The organism is Dyadobacter bucti, assembly GCF_005869225.1.
GTDB lineage: Bacteria > Bacteroidota > Bacteroidia > Cytophagales > Spirosomataceae > Dyadobacter > Dyadobacter bucti.
The window spans coordinates 1-25,639 of record NZ_SWFP01000005.1; the positions used below are offsets into that span (position 1 = coordinate 1).

The window sequence follows — 25,639 nt, forward strand, 5'->3', positions numbered from 1 at the left end:
CATTCAGCCGAGCAGTACTAATTACCCAACAGCTTGCACATTAACATATCTTTATCTCTCTCTCTTTTACTTCCAATATGACATGAAAATCAATGCTGAATGTGCCAATGACCGAATGAAATATCCAGTCGTTCAATCATTCGGAATTCAAAATTGATAACTCAAAGAGCTTGTTGGTGGCTATTGGAACGGCCGGTGCGACGATTCGCTTCACCCCCTTCCCCATACCACACAAACCAACAAAGACCTTGTTGGTGGCTATTGGCCTGGTGTTCACCTCTTCCCATCCCGAACAGAGAAGTTAAGCCCGGGACCGCCGATGATACTTGGATCAAACCTGGTAAAGTAGGTAGCCGCCACAATACTAGTACAAAACCTAAACAGCATCCCCATAAAGGATGCTGTTTGCGTTTAAAGATGCTTTCATATCTCTGACCAGGCCCTAAGTAGGGATCAAACCAAAAACTTGTGGAGCGCATGGGATTTTTCTAGGTTTGTGTTCTTAATCAAACCTTTTGTATTAGAGAGTTTCTTGCCGCTTATCGAGTTAATCTTACCTGATTTTGTAATTGAGAATTACACGCTGACTCTCGTAGATAAGCCGGGAGATCGTTATCATGTTCATTTGGAAGAAAAGAATTATTCAGAAGATGATCCGAGAAAAGCCGACTTACTCTCCAAAGGCTATTTCCCACCATTACCCTGCAAGATTTCCCGATTCGAGCGCACAATGTTTTTCTTCATGTCAAACGTCGCAGATGGCTCGCTACTACGACGGGTAAGGTTGTTCCATAGAGACTGGAACGAGGTAGCTGAGGGGACGAGGATGACGAGTGAGTTTTCCGCTTTTTTTAAAGAAATTAGTGTATACGAGGGCTAATGATGTTTGGAGTATTGGCCGTTTTTATGGCGTCAATGGCAAGGATATGTTACGCCACTATCGTGATTTTCAGAGCGGATTCGAAAAGGTTATTGAAAGCTTCGACGTCCGAAAACTAGCTTTTGATTCAGTTCGAGAAATCAGGATACAACATCGGTGGCAAGCCATGAACCAAGAAAATCAGGCTATTGAAGTTTCCCGACAATCTAATTTGGTTTATTGATAGATCAGTGTAATCTCGCCTAATAACCTAATGCTAAGTAAAAGGCGACTGAGTATTAATGAGGAACTGAGTTAAAAGAATTCACGCTACTCATAAACTCGATAACGGCTGTCATGATCCCCTCTGTGTCTATTCCACACTCGTGGTATAATTCAAGGGGTTCTCCATGTTCGACTATAGTATCCGGAATACCAAGTCTCTTTATTCGGGAATTATAACCATTATCTATCATAAATTCAGCTATGGCGCTTCCAATACCTCCTTGCAGGCATCCGTCTTCAAGAGTGACAATACGTTCAAAATTCGCGAAAATTTTATGCAATAATGCTTTATCTAATGGCTTCGCGAAACGCATGTCATAAAGAGCGGCCGATATACCGTCGTTTTCAAGCTTTTCACAAGCAGCATTTGCATAGTTACCTAACGGGCCAAAGGATAAAATCGCCAAGTCTTTGCCATCACGAATTTTTTTACCTGTACCTATTTTTATTTCTTCAAATGGGGTTTCCCATTGTGACATTACACCGGCGCCTCTGGGGTAGCGAATTGTAAAAGCCTGTGTTCCCGACTGGAACGAATCCAATTGTGCACTATACATCATATTCCTCAATTCTTGCTCGTTCAAGGGAGAAGCTACGACCATATTAGGGATACAACGCATGTAAGCAATATCGTATACGCCATGATGCGTTGGTCCATCGGCACCTACGAGCCCTGCTCGATCCAGACAGAAAATAACAGGTAACTCCTGAATACATACATCGTGAATTACCTGATCATAGGCCCGCTGCATAAATGTTGAATATATATTACAGAAAACGACTTCGCCACGAGTAGCCATTCCAGCCGAGAAGGTGACAGCATGTTGCTCAGCAATACCAACATCAAAAGCTCTGTCAGGCATCGCGTCCATCATGATATTCAAAGAGGAGCCAGATGGCATTGCAGGGGTAACTCCCACAATTTTGGGATTTTGTTTGGCCAGTTCAACGATCGTGTGACCGAAAACATCCTGGAATTTTGGAGCTTGGGGAGTATCGTAAACTTTCTTTTTTATTTCACCTGTAATCTTATCAAAAACACCAGGAGCATGCCATTTGGTCTGATCCTTCTCCGCAGGACCATAACCTTTGCCCTTAAGGGTCAAACAATGAAGGAGCTTTGGTCCCGGGATACTTTTAAGATCTTTTAACACTTCTGTCAGATGACTGATATCATTTCCATCAATAGGCCCGAAATACCGGAGCCCCAATGATTCGAAAAGATTGCTTTGGCGAAGAATAGCGGTTTTCATGACAGCTTCTACTTTGGAAACAATCTCCTGAGCGCTCTTACCGAAATTGCTCATTTTTCCCAATAAATTCCAGACTTCGTCTCTGAATTTATTGTAGGTCTGAGAAGTCGTAATATCTGTAAGGTATTCTTTCAACGCTCCTACATTGGGGTCAATGGCCATGCAGTTATCGTTTAAAATGATAAGCAAGTTGGAATCCGTGGCCCCGGCATGGTTCATACCTTCAAAAGCCATTCCGGCCGTCATAGCACCATCACCAATGATAGCTATATGTTGTCGCTGATAATTTTGCTCCAGAGCTGATGCCACGGCCATTCCCAAAGCAGATGAAATGGATGTAGAAGAATGACCTACACCAAAGGCATCGTAAATACTCTCTTTACGTTTAGGAAAGCCAGAAAGTCCGCCGTAGGTCCTGTTTGAGTGGAAATTATCACGGCGGCCTGTAAGAATCTTGTGCCCATATGCCTGGTGTCCTACGTCCCAGACGAGCTGATCGTCCGGCGTATTAAAAACATAATGTAAAGCAACGCTCAACTCCACTACACCAAGACTAGCCCCAAAATGACCTCCGTATACCGAGACATTATCGATTATAAACTGACGTAATTCAGTGCAGACCTGGGTGAGTTGCGAACTGTCCAACTTACGTAAGTCCTCGGGCGAGTTTATTTTAGCGAGTAGTTTTCCTGGTGTTATAAGCATATTGGAGACTATTGAAAATCAGTTTTTTTAGCCGTAGCCAAGCACTCAAAAGATGAACAAAATTAAGCAAATAGGGCAATAAACTGACTTTTATTTTTGCTGGCTCGCCTTGAACAATTTTTGCTTTTCTTCCTTGGTAAGACTTTCATAGCCAGATTTGGATATTTTATCCAGAATGGTGTCAATCTCTATCTGGTCAGGCATTTCAACGGTTCCAGAAGGTGACGAAGAAGAATAGACACTTGTACTGCGATAGACCTGTTTTTCACGATAGGTAACTTGCATGGAAGGACGCTTCCGGAACATTCTTGACCAACCGTTCATTACGGCATAAATAGGCTTTCCCAAGTCCGTTCCGCTTTGCAACAACTTAATAAAAATATAGCCGATCAACGCACCAGCCAAATGTGCGAGATTTCCCCCTGCATTGGGTCCAACTGTTTGCGCGAGAGAAAGTATGATGTAGAATAAAGCGATGAATTTTATCCGTACAGGTCCCAGAAATATCAGATTGAAGGTGTAGTTCGGAAGTAAGGTGGAAGCACCCACAGCCACAGAAAATGCAGCCGCAGAAGCACCCAGCATTCTGGATCCTTCAATATGGGCCTGAAAATAGGGAAGGATATTATATAAAACGATATAGATCATTCCTCCGGCTATCCCTCCCAGAATGTACAGAGCTATTACACGTTTGGCTCCGAGGTATTCATCAACCAGCTTTCCGAACCAATAAAGGAAAAGCATGTTGAAAAGAATGTGAAATATGTCATCGTGTGTGAAAAAATAGGTGATCAGAGTCCATGGTTTGTAGATAAATTCACCGGTCGCGGCTGGGAGCTGCAAAGTATTGATTATAGCTGCATATACATTCGATGACTGAGAAAGCGTAAGAATGATCTTCATCAGCAGCAGAACGAGAAATACTGCTGTATTGATTAATATGATTTTTACCAGCGCATTCTCTGATTTGGCGAATTCCCGTTTTACGTCGTCAACAATATTGCTCATTTTTCAATAGAAATTTGTTTTTTGCGTATTCCAATAACGCAACAATATATATGCAAATAGCATTCCTCCTATGTGTGCAAAATGGGCAACATTATCGGACTGAGCATTTTGAATCCCAGAATACAACTCGTACAACCCATAAAACGTAACAAAATACTTAGCTTTTATGGGAAAGGGAACAAACAAAAGAAAGAGCTCTGTATTTGGAAACAGTAATCCAAACGCCATGAGTATCCCGAAAATTGCTCCGGAAGCTCCCACCATGGGCGTATTTATAAGGCTCTGATAATAACCATTTACAAAGTTAACACTATCTTGAATATAGCTGGAATTTGTCGGATTACCTTCAAATTTGTTCAGAAAATCAAGGCTGGATTCATAAATGCCTTTTGCATGCTGGCTCATGAATTCAGCGAGTCCGTCAGGCGTGGGAGATTGTGTAAATATCTCAACAGCTTCTCTTACACGCGTATTTTCAAAGTAGTCAATTCCGGAAAATAAAAGGCCGGCTCCTATTCCTGTAAAAAAGTAGAAAAATAGAAATCGTTTTGGTCCCCACATTCTTTCGAGTAAAGGTCCAAACATGAACAAACCAAACATATTGCTGAACAAATGTCCGAGACTCCCATGCAGAAACATATATGTCACAAATTGATACGGCATAAATGCCGGGGACAGGAATGACCTTAAAGCAAATCCGTTGGTTAGATTGACAAGGTAAGAGTCGGCAAAAAAGAAAAGTATGTTGAGTATTAGTAAATTTCTAACGGTGGGGGTTATGGCTAACATATTTTGTTTAAATCAAGGATTTGAGTTCAGTAATTGGTTGTAGTGTGTTTTTATGTTTGATTAAGCCTTAAATATACTGCTGAGTTTATCCATCGTCAGTAAAACAATGATCGCTTCTCCTCCCGGGGTTCTATTAGGGTCGGTCGACGCAAAAAGCTGATCTATGAGTGTATGGATTTCAACGAAAGAAAGTTTTACTGCATAACGCACCGAAAAACGACGGGCAAGCAATCTCGACAAGCTTTCCGGTTTGTTCAGCTTCAAGTCGGAATAACTCTGTTTCAGTTGTTCGATCAGCTCCTCAAAAAGATCTTGCTCACTTTCCTCAGGTAGATCAGCAGGTATGCCTCTGATAATTAACTCATTAGGTCCAAACTCTTCAAACTCAAAACCCAGGCTCCTGATCTCTTTTTTTGTTTCATGCACGAGCTGCATATCCGAATGGGTGAGCCGGATGGTTTTTGGGAATAAAAGCTGCTGGCAGGCCCCGTTCCGGTTGGTAAGCATTTTGCGGTATCGTTCGTACAGAATACGCTCATACGCTGCCTTTTGATCGATCAGCATAATACCATCTTTTACCTGCGACAAGATATACCTGTTGTGTAGCTGAAAAAGCACTGCATCACTCTCTGGCGCTGAGATAACCTCGGAAGCCATCCGGTTTACCTTGCTAGCCATTGTCAGAGCCTGTTCCTGGTAGGCAGGCCTGGAAACGGTAGTAGTGTTCATTTCAAAGGCTACCAGCTCCCTGCTCCGCTCATCGGAATTCTGTAAACCCTCAAACAGTTTGTTCCAATTGGTAAGATTGGAGCGCGACTGGGCATTATCGGTTTTCTTGGATTGTGCAGCCCAGTCCGGCATAACCGTACGTGGAATAAGATTATTATTTTGATCCGTCGGCGAAGGATTCAGAAAGTTGATGTTATCGTCAAAATCGATCGACTGCGACAGATTATAAACGCCGACAGCCTTTTTGACGGCAGCCATAATGATCGCGTATACAGATCTTTCATCATCAAACTTTATTTCCGTTTTCGTGGGATGAATATTGATATCTATATGTGACGGATCAATTTCAATAAACAGAACATAAAAAGGATGGCTTCCTTCCGGAATGGTGCCGTCAAAAGCACTGATCACCGCATGGTGCATGTAACTATGCTTAATGAATCGGTCGTTAACAAAAAAGAATTGTTCCCCTCTTGTTTTCCTGGCAAATTCAGGTTTTCCGATATATCCTTTCACACTGATGTAGGAAGTATCCTCCTGACAGAAAGCGAGCTGTTCGCGGTAACTTTTGCCGTAAATGTCTATGATCCTTCGTACCAGTTTCGCAGACTGAAGACTGAAGACTTCGGTGTCGTTGTGATGCAGTGAAAAAGCTACTTCTGGATGAGCAAGTGCTACTCTTTGAAATTCATCCAGTACATGCCGCATTTCCACCGAATTGGATTTAAGAAAATTTCGGCGCGCAGGAACGTTAAAGAAAAGGTTCTTTATTACAAAGCTTGTTCCTTTCAGACAGGCAACAGCCTCCTGTGTTTTGATCTCCGACCCGTCTATTCTGATCAACGTTCCCAGTTCATCGGTCTCCTGGCGAGTTCTCACTTCAACCTGGGCAACCGCTGCAATGGAGGCCAGAGCTTCCCCCCTGAACCCCATGGTACGTATCCGGAAAAGATCTTCCGACTGACGGATCTTTGAAGTGGCGTGCCTTTCAAAACTCATCCTGGCATCGGTTTCAGACATTCCTGACCCGTCATCTATTACTTGAATCAGTGTTCTTCCGGCTTCTTTCAGGATAACCTGAATGTTGGTTGCCTTGGCATCAATCGCATTTTCCAAAAGCTCCTTCACCACGGAAGCAGGGCGCTGGACTACTTCTCCTGCGGCAATCTGATTGGCTATGGAATCTGGTAAGAGGTGTATGATGTCGGAAGACGGCATGTCGGGAATTTAGATTTCTTTACTATAACAAATAAACAAAATTTTTTTAACAGCCAGGAGAATTTTGAACGGTAGTAAAGCCGGTTCGGATGCTTATCATTCATTTGAAGTAAGAATAATTACATAACTTATTGAAATTTTATTGATTGCGAGAAACGATTTCAGAATAATTCCTTGTTACCGATAAATAAATTTTATATCTTGGGATACTCAACTCTTTGGACTAAATCTCAACTTATCATGAAAGCTCCTACATTCAAAAGGTTTAATTTTACAATGGCGTTACAATGGCTGATCTTTTTACCTATGATTTTGCCTCTTTGTATTGTTTTTGGGGCTTTACAGGGTGTAGTAACAATGGTTGAAAAAATGGCGCAGCGAATGTGGATAGATATGGAATTGTAAATATTGAGTATAAAAATAAAGAGCCCGATGCAATTTGTATCGGGCTCTTTATTTTTATTGTTTTATCTTAAAACTTCCATCTCACAAAAGCCTCCATCGCCTCATATTCAGCCAATCCAAGCTGATCGTACAAGTGTGCAGTGGCACGGTTACGTTCTTCCGCGCGCTGCCAGAACTCTCTCGAATCCTCGCCCTGGAATACTACGCCATCTTTTTGAGACTGATGTTTGAAAATACCCTGACGTTTTTTCAAAACCTGATCAGGGCTCATCGGAACAGCCATTTCGATTTCATAGATATCCCATTCAGCCCAGGCGCCGCGGTATAGCCATACCCAGCAGTCCTTCATGAAATTCTTGTGCTTTGATCTCTCCAAAGCGGCTTCAATGGCATCCCAGCAAACCTTATGTGTTCCATGCGGATCCGCAAAGTCGCCGGCTGCGTATATCTGATGCGGTTTGATTTCCTCGATCAGATTCTCGATAATCCGGATATCCTCTTCTCCGATCGGCTTTTTCTGAACGGTTCCGGTTTCGTAAAATGGCATGTTTAGAAAGTGCGCCTGGCTGGTCGGAATACCCACAAAACGGCATGTTGCTTTCGCTTCACCCCTACGCAGCAGTCCTTTTACCTGCCGTATTTCCGGCGTATCTATCTCGCTGTCTTTGGTATGTTTCAGGAACTCTTTTGCATCGAGAAACAATTGGTTGGCAGCCGGGCTGTCAATTCCAAATCCTTTGTTGAAATCCACAACAAAGTCGATAAAGCGCAGAGCCTCGTCATCTGCTACCGCAATATTCCCGGAAGTCTGGTAAGCAACATGAACTTCATGTCCCTGATCCACCAGTCGCTGGAAGGTCCCGCCCATCGAAATGATATCGTCATCAGGATGTGGGCTGAAAATCAGCACACGCTTTTTAGCGGGCTGCGCTCTTTCAGGACGGTGCGTATCGTCTGCATTCGGCTTACCACCTGGCCAGCCGGTTATAGTATGTTGTAATTGATTAAATACATTGATATTGATCTCATAAGCCGCACCATATTGTGCCAGCAAGTCGCTCATACCATTGTCATTGTAATCCTTGTCTGTGAGTTTCAGAATGGGTTTTTGCAAAGTCTGAGACAAATAACTGATCGCCTTTTTGATCATTTTATTATCCCAAACCACAGAGTCAACCGCCCAGGGCGTTTTGGCGCGGGTAAGCTCCGATGCCGCACTTTCGTCTACAACAAAAGAAACATCCGGGTGAGCCTGCAGATACGATGCCGGGTTCCGCTCAGTAACGGGTCCCTCCACAGCTCCGCGTATTACAGCTGCTTTGCGCTCTCCCCAGGCCAGCAACACAATTCTTCTTGCATTGAGAATTGGCGCAACGCCAAGTGTTATCGCCTTGCGGGGTACGTTGTGAAGCCCGCCAAATTCGAGGGCTGCGGCTGCACGTGTCGAGTGATCGAGTGTGATGAGGCGCGTGCGGGAATTGATTAGTGAACCCGGTTCATTAAAACCGACGTGCCCGTTTCCTCCTATACCCAGCAACTGGAAATCCAGACCACCTACGGCGTTGATCTTGTTTTCGTAAGAAGTACAATAGTCACGGAGCAAAGCCGGAGGCACAGTGCCATCAGGTATATAATAATTCTCCTTTGGAATGTCGACGTGGTCAAACAGTTGTTCCTTCATAAAACGGTGATAGCTATGAATGGACTCGGGTTCCATCTGATAGTATTCATCCAGGTTAAATGAAATGACATTTTTAAAGCTGAGGCCTTCTTCTTTGTGCATACGAACAAGAATTGCATATACCGTTTTTGGCGAAGAACCTGTCGCTAGCCCTAAAACACATGACTTACCTTCTTTTTGTTTTTGCCGGATCAGATCAGCAATCTCTCTTGCTACGGCGTTGGATGCTTCTTTTGAATCGGCAAATATCTGTGTCGGGATTTTTTCATAGGTAATGGGTTGCCCGATTGTTCCGGCAGTGCTTTGTGCGTTGTCTGCGGCCTGCATTAAAATTGTTTGTGAATTCACCGTTGGTTGGCTCATGTTTTACTGGAAATTTGTTTTAAGAGTTTATAGAATAGAACATCGCAGATAAATGGACATCGTTTTATCTCGAAACTTAACGGAGCAGCAAAAATACAACTCAAGAACGAATATTATTAAAATAATTTAAAAATAACTGTTCTCTCAGTTAATACCAATATAGCCCAAATTAAGGCCATGAGAGGCTTAATTGCGACCACCTCCGCGCCATTATAGTATAAAGTAAGTGTAATTTTTTCATTCCAAAAGAATTGCTCGTATTTTTGCACCTTGATTTATAAACATCACATCATTTTCCCGATAAATCCCATGTCTACTCTCACAAGCGTTGAACGTGATACCACCATTTTTGATCTGATTAACAGAGAGAAATATCGCCAGGAGTCTGGTATTGAGCTGATCGCGTCTGAAAACTTCACATCCAGGCAGGTGATGGAAGCGTCAGGCAGTGTCTTGACCAACAAATATGCTGAGGGTTTACCAGGGAAGAGATACTACGGGGGGTGTGAAGTGGTGGATGAAATCGAACAGATCGCCATTGATCGTTTGAAAGAATTGTTTGGAGCGACTTGGGCTAATGTGCAGCCGCATTCAGGAGCACAGGCCAATACAGCTGTTTTCCTTGCCTGCCTTAATCCAGGCGATAAAATAATGGGTTTCAATCTGTCGCACGGAGGTCACCTTACGCATGGATCGCCTGTTAATATTTCAGGAAAGTACTTCCAGCCGGTATTTTACGGTGTCGAAGCGGAAACTGGCCTGATCGATTGGGATAAAGTGGAAGAAACGGCATTGAAAGAGCGTCCGAAACTTTTAATATGTGGGGCTTCCGCCTATAGCCGTGACTGGGATTACGAAAGATTAAGAGCAATCGCGGACCAGGTCGGTGCTTTGCTAATGGCTGATATTTCTCACCCGGCAGGTCTTATTGCAAAAGGGTTGTTGAAAGATCCTTTCGATCATTGCCATATTGTGACAACCACTACGCACAAAACATTACGCGGACCACGTGGCGGGGTTATCATGATGCGTAATGATTTTGAAAACCCATTTGGCATAAAAACACCCAAAGGCGCGCTTCGTACCATGTCGTCACTTCTTGACTCGGGGGTTTTTCCGGGAACACAGGGTGGGCCATTGGAGCATATCATCGCTGCAAAAGCCATTGCTTTTGGCGAAGCACTGGGAGAAGGCTATTACAATTACGCCACACAAGTCGCTAAAAATGCTCAGGCGATGGCGAAAGCATTTGTTGATAAAGGTTACAGGATCATTTCCGGAGGAACAGATAATCATTTGATGTTGATTGACTTACGTACAAAAAATGGTATCGATTCCGGTCTTACAGGTAAACTGGCTGAAAACACATTGATCAAGGCGGATATTACTATCAATAAGAACATGGTGCCTTTTGATGATAAATCACCGATGATCACTTCCGGAATGCGGGTAGGGACCGCGGCGATGACAACACGCGGAATGATAGAATCAGATATGGAACGTATTGTGGATTTGATCGATACCGTTCTTGTAAACCACGATCAAGAGGCTAAAATAGCGGCGATTAAAGGAGAAGTTAATAACTGGATGAAGCAATATCCATTGTATTAAATCAGTCCGGTTCAGTACGCATATAATTAATGGAAACAGGGTAATGGCAGACAATGTCATTACCCTGTTTTGTTTTTAAAATTCGTTCGGTTACTGCCACGGTTTCCCTGCCGCATAAAGAATTGTGCGCTAACTTGTTTTGACTTAATAAAGTTTTCATAACTTTGCACTCCAAAATCGAATTAATTGATATGAGTAAGAAAAACACGGGCGAATCGGGGCTTGAAATGATTGAAACTCCGGAAGCATTAGCGGGTCAAATCAGTAAAGCAGAGGTTTTTTTTATTAAAAATCGCAAAATAGTATTGGGTCTGGGTGGCGCTATCCTCGTTGCGATTGTTGCCTTTGGAGCATATCGTTTTTATATCGACGGTCAGGAAGGAACTGCCCAGAATGCACTTGCCAATGTCGTTTACGATTTTGAAGCGGATTCCCTGCAGAAAGCATTGAACGGTAGCGGAGGAAATGAAGGCCTATTGTCAATTGCCGATAGCTATAAAGGAACAGATGCAAGCAATCTTGCAAACTTTTATGCGGGTGTCGCTTTGCTGAAACAAGGCAAGTATGACGAAGCTATCAAACATCTTCAATCTTTCAGCTCATCCGATTTGTTGGTTCATGCACGTGCGCAATCTTTGATCGGTGATGCTTATCTGGAAAAAAATCAGGCTTCCGAAGCTATTTCTTACTATAAAAAGGCTTCAGACTACGAGAAAAACGAATATTTCACACCGGTTTATCTGATGAAGCTGGCTATCGCACAGGAAAAGGCAAACCAGTCTCCTGATGCAATTGCTACATATAAACGTGTTATTGACGAGTTTCCACTTTCCTCGGAAGTGGTAAACGCTAAGAAATATATGGGACTATTAGAGGGACAGGTCGGCAAATAATGGTTAACCATTTCTGTTTCTGAAAAAGGATAAAGCCGACAAAGGTTTTATCCTTTTTTTATTAGCCAATTCTTACAAGTTACCAGAATATAAGATCTTATATCCTTCAAAAAAGAAAACATATGTCCAGTGCAGATAAAAATTTAAGTGTATTTACAACCAACGGTTTGCCTGATATCAGTGCAAAAAAATTCGCGATAATTGTTGCTGAATGGAATAGTGAGGTTACGGAAAAGTTGTTTGAAGGGGCCTATCAGACTTTGACTCAGTACGGAGCTTCGTCGGAAAATATCGAAAGAGGAAATGTACCGGGTAGCTTCGAACTTACGCTGGGAGCCCAATGGTTCGCGGAACGTGCGGATATCGATGCAGTGATCGCATTGGGTGTGGTAATTCAGGGAGAAACCAAGCACAATGACTATATCAACCACGCTGTTGCACAAGGTATTACCAATGTGAGTTTGAAAACCGGCAAGCCTGTGATTTTTGGCGTCTTGACTCCCAATAATATGGAGCAGGCGCTGGACCGGGCGGGAGGCATTCACGGTAACAAAGGAGACGAAGCAGCCATGACAGCGATTAAGATGCTGGGTTTGCAGGAAATGGTGTTGAAGGGTCAGGTGTGATCAGGTCAGGAGTTGTCATGAAATTGTCATCTATGGTCGTTCGTAATTATGGAGGCTGAGAAAAATAGCGTTAGAAATCATTCACTCATTCAAAAATCATTCATTCAAAACTAATATATGCAAGTCTGGAAATTCGGGGGCACGTCGGTAGGAAAGCCTGAAAGGATGCATTCAATCCGGGATCTTCTCAATGGTGATCCTAGTCGTAAAATTGTTGTTTTATCTGCTTTGTCGGGTTCTACCAATGCGCTTATCGCTATTGGAGAAGCGGCGAAGTCATACAACGATACGCTGGCCAACACGCAAATTGAGGACCTTAAAACGCATTACGGGCTTTTTATTAAGGACCTTTATGCGACAGAGGAAGGTCTTGCAAAAGGGCAGGAAATCATTGATACGGAATTTGGTTTTATAAAATCATTGGTGGGTATAAAACCTTTTACCATCAAACAGGAAAAGGAACTCGTTGCGGAGGGAGAAATACTGAGTACCAAGATGTTTCAGGCATACCTGGAAGAAAAAGGCGAAAATTCTGTTTTATTGCCTGCATTGGATTTCATGCGGATCGATGCTGACGGTGAGCCGGAACTTGCAACGATCGAGGATAAGCTGGTAACTATTCTGAATCAATATACAGATAAACAAACCATTATTACACAAGGATTTATATGCAGAAATCCGCGTGAAGAAGTGGATAACCTCAAAAGAGGAGGCTCGGATTACACAGCCAGTTTGATAGGAGGTGCCATCAGAGCAGACGAAATTCAGATCTGGACGGATATCGACGGAATGCACAACAACGATCCGCGAATTGTGAAACGGACGTTTCCAATCAGGGAGCTTACTTTTGAAGAGGCTGCGGAACTTGCTTATTTCGGTGCGAAAATCCTTCACCCGAGCACTATCACCCCAGCCAAGTTACGGGGCGTACCTGTTCGCTTGAAAAACACCATGCAGCCAGAGGCGCCAGGGACATTGATCGCCAATCAGACTTCCGATCGGGACATTAAAGCGATCGCGGCGAAAGACAATATTACGGCGATTTATATCCATTCGACCCGTATGCTGAATGCCTACGGCTTCCTTCGTAGAGTATTTGAGATTTTCGAAAAATACAAAACTCCTGTCGATATGATCACCACTTCCGAAGTATCGGTGTCTGTGACAATCGATAACTCGGAGAACCTTGATAAAATCAGTGCTGAATTGCGTGAATTCGCTGATTTAGAAGAACATGACCGTGATCAGAACATCATATGTATTGTGGGAAATTTCAGTGCTGACAAGGAAGGAATAGCTTTAAAAGTACTGGATGCGCTGAAACACATCCCGATACGAATGATTTCGTATGGAGCGTCGGAGCATAACCTGTCACTGCTGATCCATTCAAAGTATAAAGCGGAAGCATTGAATGTGCTCAACGAGCGTCTTTTCTATTATGAAGATGCGATGAAGGACATTTTCACTGCCCCTTAATCAAAAAGTAATTATTCGCCCAAATATTAACCCGGCCAATAGCCAACGCTAAAAGCTTAAGCTACCATGTTACAGACCAATTTCATTCGCGACAACAGAGATCTCACTATTGCGGGATTAACAAAAAAGCATTTTAAAGATCCGGAAACGGCGGTAGACAAGATTACGGAACTAGATCGTAAACGCCGGGAAATTCAGCAGGAACTCGATGATGTTTTGTCGCAATCCAATGCTAAGGCTAAGGAAATTGGGGCTTTGATGAAAGCAGGGCAGAAATTGGAAGCCGAAGCTGCCAAGGCCGATACCGTTGTATTAAAGGAGCGGTCAAGGGCTTTGGACGAGCAGCATAAGGTTACAGAAGAAGCACTGCTGGAAGAGCTTGTCAAATTGCCTAATCTTCCGCACGCGAGCGTTCCCGAAGGCAGAACGGCGGAGGATAATGTTACTGTTCTGGATACCGGCGAAAAACCTGTTTTGCCGGAGGGTGCACTACCGCATTGGGAGCTGATCAGGAAACTGGGTAAAAATCAGGCACCTATTATCGATTTTGAACTTGGAAATAAAATATCCGGGGCCGGTTTTCCGGTATATAAAGGCAAAGCAGCGCGGCTTCAGCGGGCGATGATATCTTTCTTTCTTGATGAGGCTGGAAAGGCAGGCTACACCGAGGTTCAGCCACCGATCGTGGTGAATGCCGATTCGGGTTTTGCGACAGGCCAGTTGCCGGATAAAGAAGGACAGATGTACCACGATGCTGCGGATGATCTTTACCTGATCCCGACAGCAGAGGTACCTGTTACTAACCTCTATCGCGATGTAATCGTGCCGGAAACGGATCTGCCTGTAAAGAATGTGGCTTATACCCCTTGTTTTCGCAGAGAAGCTGGAAGCTGGGGTGCTCATGTCCGGGGATTAAATCGTTTGCACCAATTTGATAAAGTCGAAATTGTGCAGATCAACAAGCCCGAAGAATCTTACAATGCTTTGGACGAAATGGTCAATCACGTGAAAGGATTGCTCGAAAAGCTCGAATTGCCTTACCGTATTCTGCGCCTTTGCGGAGGCGATATGGGTTTTACATCCGCATTAACTTATGATTTTGAAGTGTGGTCTGCGGGACAGGAACGCTGGCTTGAATGCAGCTCTGTTTCTAATTTTGAGACTTATCAGGCCAACCGGCTTAAACTTCGGTATAAAACCGCAGATAAAAAGACACAGCTATTGCACACTTTGAACGGTTCGGCACTGGCTTTGCCGCGGATTGTTGCAGCGTTGCTGGAAAACAACCAGCAAGCAGATGGTACAGTGAAAATTCCTGCTGTTCTGGTTCCATACTGTGGTTTTGATACAATCGAGTAATGTTTTAAAATAGGCCTTCAAAGACTAACAGGTCCTTCATTCAGGTGAAGGACTTTTTTTGCATTTCAAAAGTTTTGCGACACCTGTTTTTTCCATAATCAAAGCCCCTACCTTTTCGATAGCTATTCCCGATTCAATTTGAAATGTATTTTCAAAATCATGTTCGAGAATTTTTGTTTTTAAACAACTGAACGTTACCCGGTCGGAATCCTTGTAAATATCTATGAGCTCATGAAGGTGAGTTGATACAAAAAAGAAAGAATCGGGATTACCTAAAAAGCCGGTCAGAACGGTTTCCGAACAATGCTTTGCATCTTCCTGATTTGTTCCCCGAAAAAGCTCATCGATGATTACGAAGCACTTCTCCCCATTAAACAGTGCTTCCGCGATTCCTTTTATCCGCATCATTTCGTTGTAAAAATGGCTGTAGCCGGCACTGAGATCGTCCGACAGGTGTATCGATGTGAAAATCCGGTCGTAAAAAGGAAGGCATAGCTTTGATGCGGGAACGGGCCATCCAAGATGTGCAAGATATACAGCAAGTCCGCTGGTTTTCAGAAAAGTTGTTTTGCCGCTTGTATTTGCACCCGTCAAAATACATACAGGCCTCTGATCACCTGACGAAAAGCTATTTGGAACTGCATTGGAAACAAGTGGATGCCAGAGGTTCCGTGTTTCAAAACCGTTCTTATGGCGATGGAATTCAGGAAAAGTCAGACAGCGAATTTTTGCGGTTGTTACAATTGATATGTAAGCGTCAAATTTGTGAAAAACATGTATGAGCCGTTCTAAATCATTCTTTCGTTTTACCCGGAAATAGTAATCCAGACGAAATACGGAGCGGATAGTGATGGAATTTTCTTTTGACTTCATAAAGGATTTTACTAATGAATCCGAAAGAAATTTTTTTACATAATCCACATCATTTGTTACTTCATCGGGTATTTTAATATTGTCCAGGTTTAGCATCATTTCCTCCATAGCTTTAAAAAATCGCAACGTTGCCATTAATCCGCTCTGAATTCGGTAAAATTCGGCCGGGTTTTTCCATGCATAGACCATAGTATCAAACCAATGCTGAAAAACATCTTGCGACATCGTAAGCGCAACATTCATGGATTGATAGTCCTCTGTCGCCGCTACATAGGATTTGTGGATTTTTGCTTCCCATAACCCGACATTCGAGTTGATGGTTTTCAGAAGATTCTGAAAAGAAAGAAGGTCCCGCAAATTTTCTTTTGGTTTGCTGATCAGCTGTTTCAGAAAATCTCTTCCGCCTGGTGTTTTAGTATGATCGAAGAAATTGAGAATACAAGGCATCCTGCTGCTGCCCGGAAGAATCTGCAGTTCATGAAGTGTATGATTGTCAATAGAATGCATAATGAAGATTTGACGATCTTCAAAAATAGACATCCACGGGAAAGCGAAGGCGTTAAATAAAGTTAAAACTAAGCGGCCTCCTTTTTCTTAGGATATGCAAGCCAGATAAAGTATCCCGTTAAGCCAACAATGCTGACTTGCATCACGTAATCGACCAGCAGTTGCGACGAAGCAGAGGCGTCGGAAGGTGTCATGTAGCAGGGCATTCCGAGCCGCCACCATAGGGACGGATGAACGACACAAAGCACATTGAAAATCAGAAGAAGAATAACTTGAGTGTAGCTTTTCCAATCAATGATATAAAAAACCAGCGGGATCAGGAAAAGGAAAATGTAATTGCTGTACGCACTTTGCTGCACGATCATCATGGTCGCATACAACACTACCCAAACCCTCGAGAGCATGATCCGGAAGTCGGAATTGCGGAGCCTTAATGCTGCCAGACAAGCCAGTCCTACGGAGGCGGCCAGGCCAATCCAGTTCCAGAATTTTTGCCCCACACCGATCTCATTATAAAACCAGGGGTTCAATATGGATGGGATGTTCGGTGCACGTAATGTTTGGGCTTCGTCGAGAGGCTGAGTGAACTCCCAGCCAACGAGTGGATATAATATCGCCAGCGACAGAATGCCAACGATTACCATCGGGATCAAAAACCGTATCTTTTGTTTTTCAAGGATAAAAAGCGGTACCAATATCAAAACAAAGATAGCTTTGGTCATTAACAGCCCGATCGCCAGGACTACTGCATACCATTCCACGCGTACTGTCCTCTCTCTTAACAAATAGGCTAATATGACAAACAGCCACATCCAGACATCTTCCTGGGCACCAATGATGCACAGTACAAGAGAGCCAGGTAATAAAAGGTATAGCAGCGATTTGAAAAGAAAGTCGCCTTTCGACTGAAAAGAACGGAAAAAATGCCAAGACGCCCACAATGCCACGCCGTCCATGGCCGCCATGGTGAGGACGATCATCTTGGGACTATACCAAAATTTCAGCCACAATCCGAGGAAATAGGCGTAGAGCGGTGAATATGGGGACCAAAAATCGCGGTACACGATCTGTCCCATCGATGCCTTGCTGCCTTCGTCCCAAAATCCGTTCACGTCGGAAGTCGGCTCGAAATCTGCAATGAGATAGATTATAATAAAAGGGATCAGTCTGAGCATAACCCAGCTTACGAGCAGAAAACCATTTGTGTCTTTTGTTTCCAGCCAGGGAGTGAGCCGTTTTTTACTGAAAAGCAGAACTCCTACCAAAACCAATGCAAAAAGGCTGATTCCTAACTTGGCGAAAACGATGCTCATGCCACTCCTATGTTTTCTGAAAACACAACCTTGCGGTATGTTTCACGTAAAACCCAGAAGAAACAAAGCACATTGAGTATCTGCAGGATATATTCAAAAAGATAAGCCGGATTGCCAAACATGCTCAAAGAAGTATAGGCAGGCTGTTTGATATAAACCCACACGAAAGGCTGAACAACTGTAAGCCAGTTTAAGGCCAGCAAAACCGCGACATGCAGGGTTTTTCGGATGTCAATTATTTCAAAGACCACAGCCATTAAATAAGCAATTACATAAGCCCCCATCGCACTCGCCTGGAATATCATCATGCAAACAAAACAGGCAATAAAAATGCCTGGAAGGATTTCGCTGATGTGCCGGTGACGCGCTTTAAAAGCCATGTATGCGGGAACAAATACGGTAAACAGCAATCCGAACCAATTGATCAGCGTAGATTTTTTCTCATTGATATGGATAATCATCTCCACAAATGGCCGCGATACAGAGAATAAGTTGGGCGTCATAAGCTGCTCAGTATGTCTGATCGGCATCAGGAACAAATCCCCGATCTGCCAGTATAGAAACCCAACCGCCGGAATACCAACGGCGGCCATCACCAGCAACATCTTCACCGGACGTTTCACCACTACCAGAAGTGCGGGCAGCAGAAAAATAAAAGTAACCTTTATGGTCAGTAAGGCCAATGCATACAAAAGGCCGATACCAATTTCGTAATTATCGGTTTTTCTGATCGTATAGCGCCAGATGAGCAAAGCTGCGCCCCAGAACCACACTTCCTCCTGGCCGTCTACCAGAATGTACATAAAACCGGCGGGAAGGAGATAATATATGATTGCCAGCTGCAGAGCCCTGCTGGTTTTTTGCTTGTACGTTTGATAGGTAAGCCATAAAATACCAGATTCCATCAGCACCATAAACAAAACGATTGCCCGCGCATTGTGCCATATCCAAACCGGCAGGCTTATAATGTATGCATAAATGGGGGCGTGGTACGACCAAAAATCACGGTATACGAAACCTCCGTTCTTGGCTGCTTCTGCTTTATAAAAAAAGAAAGGAATATCGCCTCTCGGCTCTTCGCTGACGATCAGGAAAATACCTGCCCAGGGAATGAGGCGCAGTATTAAGAAGCCCAGACCAAATATCAGTTTTTCGTTCTCTTTTTGCCATTTTGAGAAAAGGTCAGACCTGCTGATTACCCAAAAAATGCCGAACGTTAATCCAAGATTGATGATGAGCTTTATATAAAATACTGTAAGAATGGGCATGTGTAATCGATAGGTGAATGACGTTTATATACTGGGAAGGATAAACGAGCACTGGAATCAAGGCGCAAACTTAAGACAACTTTTCCTGAAAATGAGCAGCAAAACCCAAAGTTTTAATCTGTTAGGAATTAGTATGGTTGCATACAACTTACCGAACTTCTATTTTTGATAAACTTCATCTTTTAGATTAGTTAACAATATGCCTTACAATGCTGAACTCAACGGAATGGATTTTAATCTCAGTGAGGAACACCTTGCAGTGATGGCGGCCGCCAGAGATTTTGCTCAAAATGAACTTCTTCCAGGGGTAATAGAAAGGGATACCGCGCAGAGTTTTGATCCGGGGCTGATCCGTAAAATGGGAGATCTTGGTTTTCTGGGAATGATGATTGACCCCCAATATGGAGGCGGCGGAATGGACACACTTTCGTATGTGATAGCGATGGAAGAGATATCGAAAATAGATGCGTCTGCCGGCGTGTTGATGTCCGTCAATAATTCACTCGTATGCTGGGGGCTGCAGCACTATGGAAGTGATGCTCAGAAACAAAAATATCTGCCCAGCCTTGCGACCGGGCAAATGATCGGGGCATTTTGTTTGTCAGAACCGGAGGCAGGATCGGATGCTACTTCCCAGCATACTTTGGCGGAGGATAAAGGCGATCATTATTTGATCAACGGAACAAAAAACTGGATCACAAGCGGCAGTAGCTCTTCGGTATGCCTGGTGGTTGCGCAGACTTACCCGGACAAGAAGCATAAAGGCATTAATGTTTTTATCGTAGAAAAAGGCTGGGAAGGGTTCAGTGTAGGTAAAAAAGAAGACAAAATGGGCATAAGAGCCTCTGATACAAATACACTGATGTTCTCCGACGTGAAGGTTCCAAAGGAAAACAGGATCGGAGACGACGGTTCCGGGTTTAAATTTGCAATGACTACGCTGAACGGGGGCCGCATAGGAATCGCTGCACAGGCACTGGGTATTGCGACAGGCGCCTATGAGCTATCCTTGAAATATTCCAAGGAAAGAAAGACATTTGGCAAACCGATCAGCGAGCATCAGGCAATTCAGTTTAAGCTGGCAGAAATGGCTACTAAAATCGAAGCTGCCCGGCTTCTTGTCTACAAAGCGGCACGGTTAAAAGATGCCGGAAAAGATTATATACAGGCTGCCGCAATGGCAAAATTATATGCGTCCGATGTAGCTATGTGGGTTACAACAGAGGCCGTACAGATCCACGGGGGCTATGGTTATGTGAAAGAATATCATGTTGAACGCATGATGAGAGATGCTAAAATTACCCAGATTTACGAGGGTACCTCAGAAATACAAAAACTTGTTATTGCCCGGGAGCTCCTGAAATGATTCGTTTCAGGCTGTGAAGATGATTTTATTCCAAATGTTGGACTAAAATCATATTAAAATATCACTTTTTTTCATTTTTTTGTCAATCTATACTTGTATTAGTTTTGTACAATTTATTAGATTTGTACAAAAATTGAATAAACGGCAAAAAGAGCCCTTAAATATATATCAAGTATGGAAGACTATAATAAGATTATTGAGTCACTTGGGGTAAAATTCGTTAAGGCAAGGCATATCCGGATTTTACAACCGATTACAATCAAGAATTTCTATGACGTACAAAATTCACTGACCATTTTGTACGATGGAGAGGTTTCTTTCGGTTCGGAAGAATCGCAAAAGGTTGAGGAAGGCGATATGCTCTTTATCCCCGGTGGAAAACATGCGACAGTTACTTACGGAAATACGGTAACTGCCAAAACAGTATCCAACGAGGAGTTCATGACGAATCGCGATAACTACATTGAAGCTGGACATGATCCTGCCCTGATCGGGAAATTGCCTAATTCATTTGGTTTGATTTCTTTTGAAGCCAAAGTTTTTGATACGGTAAATTTCTTTACATCCCTGGATGTTCCGCCGTTCCTGATCAAGAGAGACGATCAGATTGCGATCACGATCAATCAGATCCTTACAGAGGATATGCTGGATACGCCTGGAAAAGGACGTATCATTAAAATAAAAACGGAAGAAGTCGTTATCGAAATCATCCGCTATATTCTTAAAAACAAATTGTTCGTTGAGCAGCTTGTTACCAACAGTACTTATTTCAAGGATCCCCGTCTGATCGATATTTTTGCTTATATCAAAGACAATCTGGGAGGAGATCTTTCCAACAAGGTTCTGGCAAACGTTGCGAATGTTTCAGAGGACTACGTCGGTCAGTATTTCAAAATGCTTACTGGAATCAATCCACAGGATTATATCGAATACCAAAGAATGGAAAAGGCAGTGGATCTGCTTCGTACTTCTAAAAAGAGCATCCGTGCCATCGGTTCTGATGTTGGCTACAAGGATACTGCCTACTTCTGCCGTCGTTTCAAAATGATGTTCGGGATCCCGGCCGGAAAAATGCGTCGCCGCGAGTCATTGATGAATGTATAGGATAATTAACCTGCTATAAAATGAAAAAGAGAAGCCGATAGCTTCTCTTTTTCATTTTATAGTTTTTCCGGCTACTGAATCGGTGTGAACTGAACGGCCGAAACCTTCCATCTTCCGCCGGATTTCACGCAGACTGTCATGTAGGACAACTCACCCTGAAAACCGTTATTTTCGATTCTGCCTTTTGCACTCCACTGACCGGTGACCACAGCCACGTCACCATATGTGCGTGTACGCGCCCCTGAAAGCATTCCGGACTCTATCACTATATGCCCTTCTGCCACCGCTTGATGTAACTGGCCTCCATCGACCGTCTGGCCCTGGAAGCTGACAACCGTAAAATCGTTAGCAAGTAAGTTGCTTAACACATTACTGTCTTCTTCCAGCAGGGCTTTAAAAAAAAGGTTGGAGCATTCGGTCCCGTCCATTGGCTGAACCGCATTGTCCTGGGCTTTCACTGCAAAGGCAGCGAAAAGTAAAATCATTGATAATAATGCAGATTTCATAAATTCTAGGCTATCAGATTTTTGAAGTATGAAAACGAAGGTATAATTATCAGCAATAACCGCAAAATTATTAAATCGTGACCTGTGAGACCTCATATTAAGATTTGACGAAGGCAAAAACATTTTTAACGCATACGATTATATGCTTAGATTCGTCTTTTCTTTTGACAGATATTACTACAAGTTTAATAATGAAAACTTCTTATTTCCGGATATGCCTTGCCGTGATGATTCTTGGCTTTGCTGCATGTTCCACTGCCCCTGATAAAATTGGAAACCTGGATCTGCAAAAATGGCGAGGCGACCGTGGAGGATGTAAAAATGAGCGTATGGGTATTCAAAATGAATTTAAAGCGGTAGAAGAACAGTTGAAGGGAAAGTTTATTGACGACATCGGCGAAATTTTGGGGCGACCTGACATACATCAACTCGGAGAGAGAAATCTTAAATATTATGTATATTTTTTTGAAAAAGGCCCGCAATGTGAGAATATCATGTCGAAGTCGGAAGCTGCGAAAGTAGTCCTGAAATTCAACGCGGTGGGGCTGTTATCGGAAATAACTTACCAGACGCGCCCGCTGTGATCAGATATAAAATTTTTTGATCCTGATCAGCTGCTCCACAGCTTCCGGTACCAGATAACGTATGGATCTTCCATCTTTTAAACAGCTTCTCAAAAAAGTGGCGGATATGTCGAGCAGCGGGGCATCGATAAACTTTACTGCCGGGTGATCTTTAAAAGAATGGTTTTTGGAATTCGGACGGGGATAAACATATAAGCCGGTATATTCCAGAATCTTGTCGTGGTTTTTCCAGTTGGTGAATTGCGACAGGTTGTCTTCACCCATGATCAGCTTAAATTCATGCTGTGGGAATTTCTCCTGAATCCGAACCAGTGTGTCAATGGTATAACTGGGCTTGGGCATGTGAAATTCCACGTCTGTGACCTTCAAAACAGAATTGTCGGCAATGGCCCGCTGAACCAGATCGTAACGGTCAAATTCGTGTAATAAGCTGCTGTTTTTTTTGAAAGGATTTTGTGGGCTGACAACAAACCAGACCTGTTCAAGATCGGTAGCTGTTGCCATGGTATTGGCGATAATCAGGTGGCCAATATGTATGGGATTAAAGGATCCGAAAAAGAGGCCGATTTTCATGGAGAGGCAATTGACGGCAGAGGATGGTCAGGACTCAATAAATTCCATTGCCAATTTCTCCGCTTTTTTTAATGTTTCTTCAAGGTTATCATTAACAAGAACGACATCAAATTTGTCCTCGAAACTAAGTTCATATCTCACTTTACCCAGACGTGTTTGCAGTGATTTTTCAGTTTCAGTGCCTCTTTCGCTCAGTCTTCTGATGATTTCAGCTTCTGATGAAACCTTGACGAAAACAGCCAGTGCATTCTCGCGGTAGATTTCTTTTAATTTTAAACCTCCTTTGACATCAACATCAAAGAGAACGGTTTTGCCTTCATTCCATAAACGTTCAATTTCGGTTTTGAAGGTACCGTAGTAGTTGCCGGCATAGACCTCCTCCCATTCTGCAAATTCATTATTTGCTATACGCTCCCTGAACTCCTTTTTCGGCAGGAAGTAATAGTCTTTTCCATCGATTTCATGTTCCCTCCGCTCCCGTGTGGACGCAGAAACCGAAAAGGCTAAAAGAGCCGGATATTTTTTTAAGAGATGCCTTACTATTGTTGTTTTTCCGGAACCGGAAGGGGCAGAAAATATTATAAGCTTACCTTTCACAAGAACAGAATTAACTGTTGATTTTTTTAATAATAGTATCTAAAATACTCTGCGGGCAGGGTTTCTTTTCAATTTTTAAAGTAAGGGAATCTTTGATGCATTTTTCAAGCCGGTACGATTCGATGCATGGAATACACTTATCCATGTTTTCACGGAAATGGTCTTTTTCAGCCTCTGTGGCTTCATCATCCAAAATAGCCTGGATGATTTTCATGCATTCAGCACGATGCTCGCAGTTGTGCTTCATAATTGGTTTTTGCGCTTCTTCTGGCATGGAAGGCGTCGTAAGAGATGCATTCATTATCAACAATGAAAAATAGAATATTGGAATATGTACAGTTGTATGCTATAACCACATAGGTTGCAAAAAAAGTTTCACAACCTATGAATCATATCCCATTGAACTTGCATAGCTCTTTAATTTTTCTTTCAATAAGTTACGTGCGCGGTGTAATCTGGACCGGACAGTACCGATAGGAATATCCAGAATTTTTGCCATTTCTTCGTAAGTGAACCCTTCAATATCACACAAAATAATGACCGTCCGGAAATCAACTGGCAAGGCATTTAATGCATTGGCTACCTCGTCACCGATCAGCTCTTGTACTGCGTCCGCCCTTAGATCAACTGTATACGTCGTATCGGAAGCCTCTTCGGAATTGTATGTTGTTTCAACTTCCTGATAATCTACCTTCGAAGGTTCTTTGCTTTTCTTGCGGTAGTCGTTGATGAAGCTGTTTTTAAGAATACGGAAAAGCCACGCTTTGGCATTCGTACCTTGCTCAAAAGAAGAAATAAAACGGAATGCCTTTAAATATGTATCCTGAACCAAGTCATTTGCATCGTCTTCATCCATTGTAAGACGAAAAGCGAAATTATACATGGAATCAATGTGTGGCATGAATTCACGGTTAAATACTTCATAACGAAGATCATCCGTGTATTCATTAGTCGTGAGCGTTTCTGACATGGCAACTAACATAGGAATGCTGAATTTACAAAGATTAACAACAGCTCCAAATCGTACAAATTAAAATTTGATGAATGGCCATTTGAAGCTACTTAACAGCCATTATTTCAAGATAAAGCTAAATAGTCGCGGAACCGGTAATTTTTTCCGGGCGATGCCCAAAATCGGAAGAGCTTTCTATTAATTTATATGTATCAACATCAAATTTCGAGCCACAAACTATTCGCGTCAAAATGTCATGTTAGCGCCTGGAAAAAAGTTCCAGCAGGATAATGAGAAGGGTAGTTAAAAGGGTACTTGCCCCGATCCGGATCAATGTGTAAAGAATCATCCCAAAATTATTCATTTCCATCAGGAACAACATGCTGTGGTGCAGTAGGATCAGCGGAACGATATAGGAGATAAATGCGCCGAGCCCCTGCGCGCGAATGCCAACCTCCGCCCGCTCTGCTCCGCGCGACTTCATCTGGTACTCGATTAAAAAGGGACGTAAATAGGCAATCAGCACGGTGGCAGAGGCATGCATTCCGAAAGTATTGGAAAAAACGTCTACCGTGAACCCAATTGCGAACCCGATTAGCAGCAGGTACATTCTGTCCATGTCCGCAGGTAGGAGAAGGATGGCAGCAATGTAAATGAAACAGAACGCATAGTTGAACAGCACCATGTTTCGCATGAAGAATATCTGCAGAAAAAGATACAGCAGAATCATTAAGAA

At 43.0% G+C, this 25,639-nt stretch carries 24 protein-coding genes and 1 rRNA gene; 11 read left to right on the plus strand and 14 right to left on the minus strand.

Annotated elements, in window-relative coordinates; translation table 11 throughout:
- The first annotated feature begins 250 nt into the window (after window positions 1-250).
- A 5S ribosomal RNA gene (gene rrf / locus FBF61_RS16650) occupies window positions 251-362 on the plus strand.
- A gap of 134 nt (window positions 363-496) precedes the next feature.
- Window positions 497-880 (plus strand): ISAon1 family transposase N-terminal region protein, encoded by a 384-nt coding sequence (locus tag FBF61_RS35760; RefSeq protein ID WP_445438734.1) that lies wholly within the window; start codon window positions 497-499, stop codon window positions 878-880.
- A gap of 278 nt (window positions 881-1,158) precedes the next feature.
- On the opposite strand, the gene dxs is transcribed toward FBF61_RS35760, so the two are convergent.
- The 4 genes from dxs to mutL form a co-directional block, all read right to left on the minus strand.
- Window positions 1,159-3,102, minus strand: coding sequence for a 1-deoxy-D-xylulose-5-phosphate synthase (gene dxs, locus FBF61_RS16665; RefSeq protein WP_138479276.1), 1,944 nt, complete (start codon window positions 3,100-3,102; stop codon window positions 1,159-1,161).
- Between the two features lie 90 nt (window positions 3,103-3,192).
- Entirely contained in the window at window positions 3,193-4,110 is a 918-nt protein-coding gene (locus FBF61_RS16670; protein WP_138479278.1) for a rhomboid family intramembrane serine protease, read from the minus strand.
- A gap of 3 nt (window positions 4,111-4,113) precedes the next feature.
- Window positions 4,114-4,899, minus strand: coding sequence for a rhomboid family intramembrane serine protease (locus tag FBF61_RS16675; RefSeq protein WP_138479280.1), 786 nt, complete (start codon window positions 4,897-4,899; stop codon window positions 4,114-4,116).
- A 60-nt stretch (window positions 4,900-4,959) separates the two neighbouring features.
- Window positions 4,960-6,846, minus strand: a complete 1,887-nt coding sequence (gene mutL, locus FBF61_RS16680) for a DNA mismatch repair endonuclease MutL (protein WP_138479282.1) — start codon at window positions 6,844-6,846, stop codon at window positions 4,960-4,962.
- 240 nt (window positions 6,847-7,086) lie between these two features.
- On the opposite strand from mutL, the gene FBF61_RS34660 reads away from it, so the two are divergent.
- Window positions 7,087-7,251, plus strand: coding sequence for a hypothetical protein (locus tag FBF61_RS34660; protein WP_166444554.1), 165 nt, complete (start codon window positions 7,087-7,089; stop codon window positions 7,249-7,251).
- A gap of 67 nt (window positions 7,252-7,318) precedes the next feature.
- Here the strand turns inward: FBF61_RS34660 and nagB are convergent, their stop codons facing one another.
- On the minus strand, window positions 7,319-9,259 hold the full coding sequence (gene nagB / locus FBF61_RS16685; RefSeq protein ID WP_138480445.1) for a glucosamine-6-phosphate deaminase: 1,941 nt from the start codon (window positions 9,257-9,259) through the stop codon (window positions 7,319-7,321).
- 345 nt (window positions 9,260-9,604) lie between these two features.
- Here nagB and glyA point away from each other — a divergent pair, with 345 nt between their 5' ends.
- From glyA to serS, 5 genes are all read left to right on the plus strand, one after another.
- A complete protein-coding gene (gene glyA, locus FBF61_RS16690; protein ID WP_138479284.1) occupies window positions 9,605-10,906 on the plus strand; it encodes a serine hydroxymethyltransferase in 1,302 nt (433 codons plus the stop codon).
- 191 nt (window positions 10,907-11,097) lie between these two features.
- A complete protein-coding gene (locus FBF61_RS16695; RefSeq protein WP_138479286.1) occupies window positions 11,098-11,799 on the plus strand; it encodes a tetratricopeptide repeat protein in 702 nt (233 codons plus the stop codon).
- Between the two features lie 122 nt (window positions 11,800-11,921).
- Complete coding sequence (gene ribH, locus FBF61_RS16700; RefSeq protein WP_138479288.1) at window positions 11,922-12,425, plus strand: 6,7-dimethyl-8-ribityllumazine synthase; 504 nt, start codon at window positions 11,922-11,924, stop codon at window positions 12,423-12,425.
- Window positions 12,426-12,542: 117 nt separating this feature from the next.
- A complete protein-coding gene (locus tag FBF61_RS16705; protein ID WP_138479290.1) occupies window positions 12,543-13,901 on the plus strand; it encodes an aspartate kinase in 1,359 nt (452 codons plus the stop codon).
- A gap of 66 nt (window positions 13,902-13,967) precedes the next feature.
- Window positions 13,968-15,260, plus strand: a complete 1,293-nt coding sequence (serS, locus tag FBF61_RS16710) for a serine--tRNA ligase (RefSeq protein ID WP_138479292.1) — start codon at window positions 13,968-13,970, stop codon at window positions 15,258-15,260.
- A 36-nt stretch (window positions 15,261-15,296) separates the two neighbouring features.
- Here serS and FBF61_RS16715 read toward each other — a convergent pair whose 3' ends face one another.
- The 3 genes from FBF61_RS16715 to FBF61_RS16725 all read right to left on the minus strand — a co-directional run bounded on the left by FBF61_RS16715 (window position 15,297) and on the right by FBF61_RS16725 (window position 19,221).
- Window positions 15,297-16,640, minus strand: coding sequence for a MutS-related protein (locus FBF61_RS16715; protein WP_138479294.1), 1,344 nt, complete (start codon window positions 16,638-16,640; stop codon window positions 15,297-15,299).
- Window positions 16,641-16,708: 68 nt separating this feature from the next.
- Complete coding sequence (locus FBF61_RS16720) at window positions 16,709-17,953, minus strand: hypothetical protein (protein WP_138479296.1); 1,245 nt, start codon at window positions 17,951-17,953, stop codon at window positions 16,709-16,711.
- A complete protein-coding gene (locus tag FBF61_RS16725; protein ID WP_138479298.1) occupies window positions 17,950-19,221 on the minus strand; it encodes a hypothetical protein in 1,272 nt (423 codons plus the stop codon). Before FBF61_RS16725 ends, FBF61_RS16720 begins: the two co-directional genes overlap by 4 nt.
- 226 nt (window positions 19,222-19,447) lie before the next feature.
- Between FBF61_RS16725 and FBF61_RS16730 the strand changes: the two genes are divergently transcribed.
- Both FBF61_RS16730 and FBF61_RS16735 read left to right on the plus strand, forming a co-directional pair.
- Window positions 19,448-20,587 (plus strand): acyl-CoA dehydrogenase, encoded by a 1,140-nt coding sequence (locus FBF61_RS16730; protein ID WP_138480447.1) that lies wholly within the window; start codon window positions 19,448-19,450, stop codon window positions 20,585-20,587.
- Window positions 20,588-20,761: 174 nt separating this feature from the next.
- Entirely contained in the window at window positions 20,762-21,691 is a 930-nt protein-coding gene (locus FBF61_RS16735) for a helix-turn-helix domain-containing protein (RefSeq protein WP_138479300.1), read from the plus strand.
- A 71-nt stretch (window positions 21,692-21,762) separates the two neighbouring features.
- Here FBF61_RS16735 and FBF61_RS16740 read toward each other — a convergent pair whose 3' ends face one another.
- Window positions 21,763-22,176 carry a nuclear transport factor 2 family protein gene (locus FBF61_RS16740; protein ID WP_229215090.1) on the minus strand — a complete coding sequence of 138 codons (414 nt, stop codon included), beginning with the start codon at window positions 22,174-22,176 and terminating at the stop codon, window positions 21,763-21,765.
- A 212-nt stretch (window positions 22,177-22,388) separates the two neighbouring features.
- On the opposite strand from FBF61_RS16740, the gene FBF61_RS16745 reads away from it, so the two are divergent.
- A complete protein-coding gene (locus tag FBF61_RS16745; RefSeq protein ID WP_229215091.1) occupies window positions 22,389-22,781 on the plus strand; it encodes a hypothetical protein in 393 nt (130 codons plus the stop codon).
- Here the strand turns inward: FBF61_RS16745 and nadD are convergent, their stop codons facing one another.
- From nadD to FBF61_RS16770, 5 genes are all read right to left on the minus strand, one after another.
- Window positions 22,782-23,354 carry a nicotinate (nicotinamide) nucleotide adenylyltransferase gene (gene nadD, locus FBF61_RS16750; RefSeq protein WP_138479304.1) on the minus strand — a complete coding sequence of 191 codons (573 nt, stop codon included), beginning with the start codon at window positions 23,352-23,354 and terminating at the stop codon, window positions 22,782-22,784.
- A gap of 27 nt (window positions 23,355-23,381) precedes the next feature.
- Window positions 23,382-23,951: a guanylate kinase gene (gene gmk / locus FBF61_RS16755; RefSeq protein ID WP_138479306.1), complete on the minus strand. Its 570-nt coding sequence runs from the start codon at window positions 23,949-23,951 to the stop codon at window positions 23,382-23,384.
- A 10-nt stretch (window positions 23,952-23,961) separates the two neighbouring features.
- On the minus strand, window positions 23,962-24,252 hold the full coding sequence (locus FBF61_RS16760) for a phosphohydrolase (protein WP_166444555.1): 291 nt from the start codon (window positions 24,250-24,252) through the stop codon (window positions 23,962-23,964).
- Window positions 24,253-24,333: 81 nt separating this feature from the next.
- Entirely contained in the window at window positions 24,334-24,933 is a 600-nt protein-coding gene (locus FBF61_RS16765; RefSeq protein WP_035360656.1) for a sigma-70 family RNA polymerase sigma factor, read from the minus strand.
- 229 nt (window positions 24,934-25,162) lie between these two features.
- Complete coding sequence (locus tag FBF61_RS16770) at window positions 25,163-25,633, minus strand: hypothetical protein (protein ID WP_229215092.1); 471 nt, start codon at window positions 25,631-25,633, stop codon at window positions 25,163-25,165.
- Window positions 25,634-25,639 lie beyond the last annotated feature (6 nt).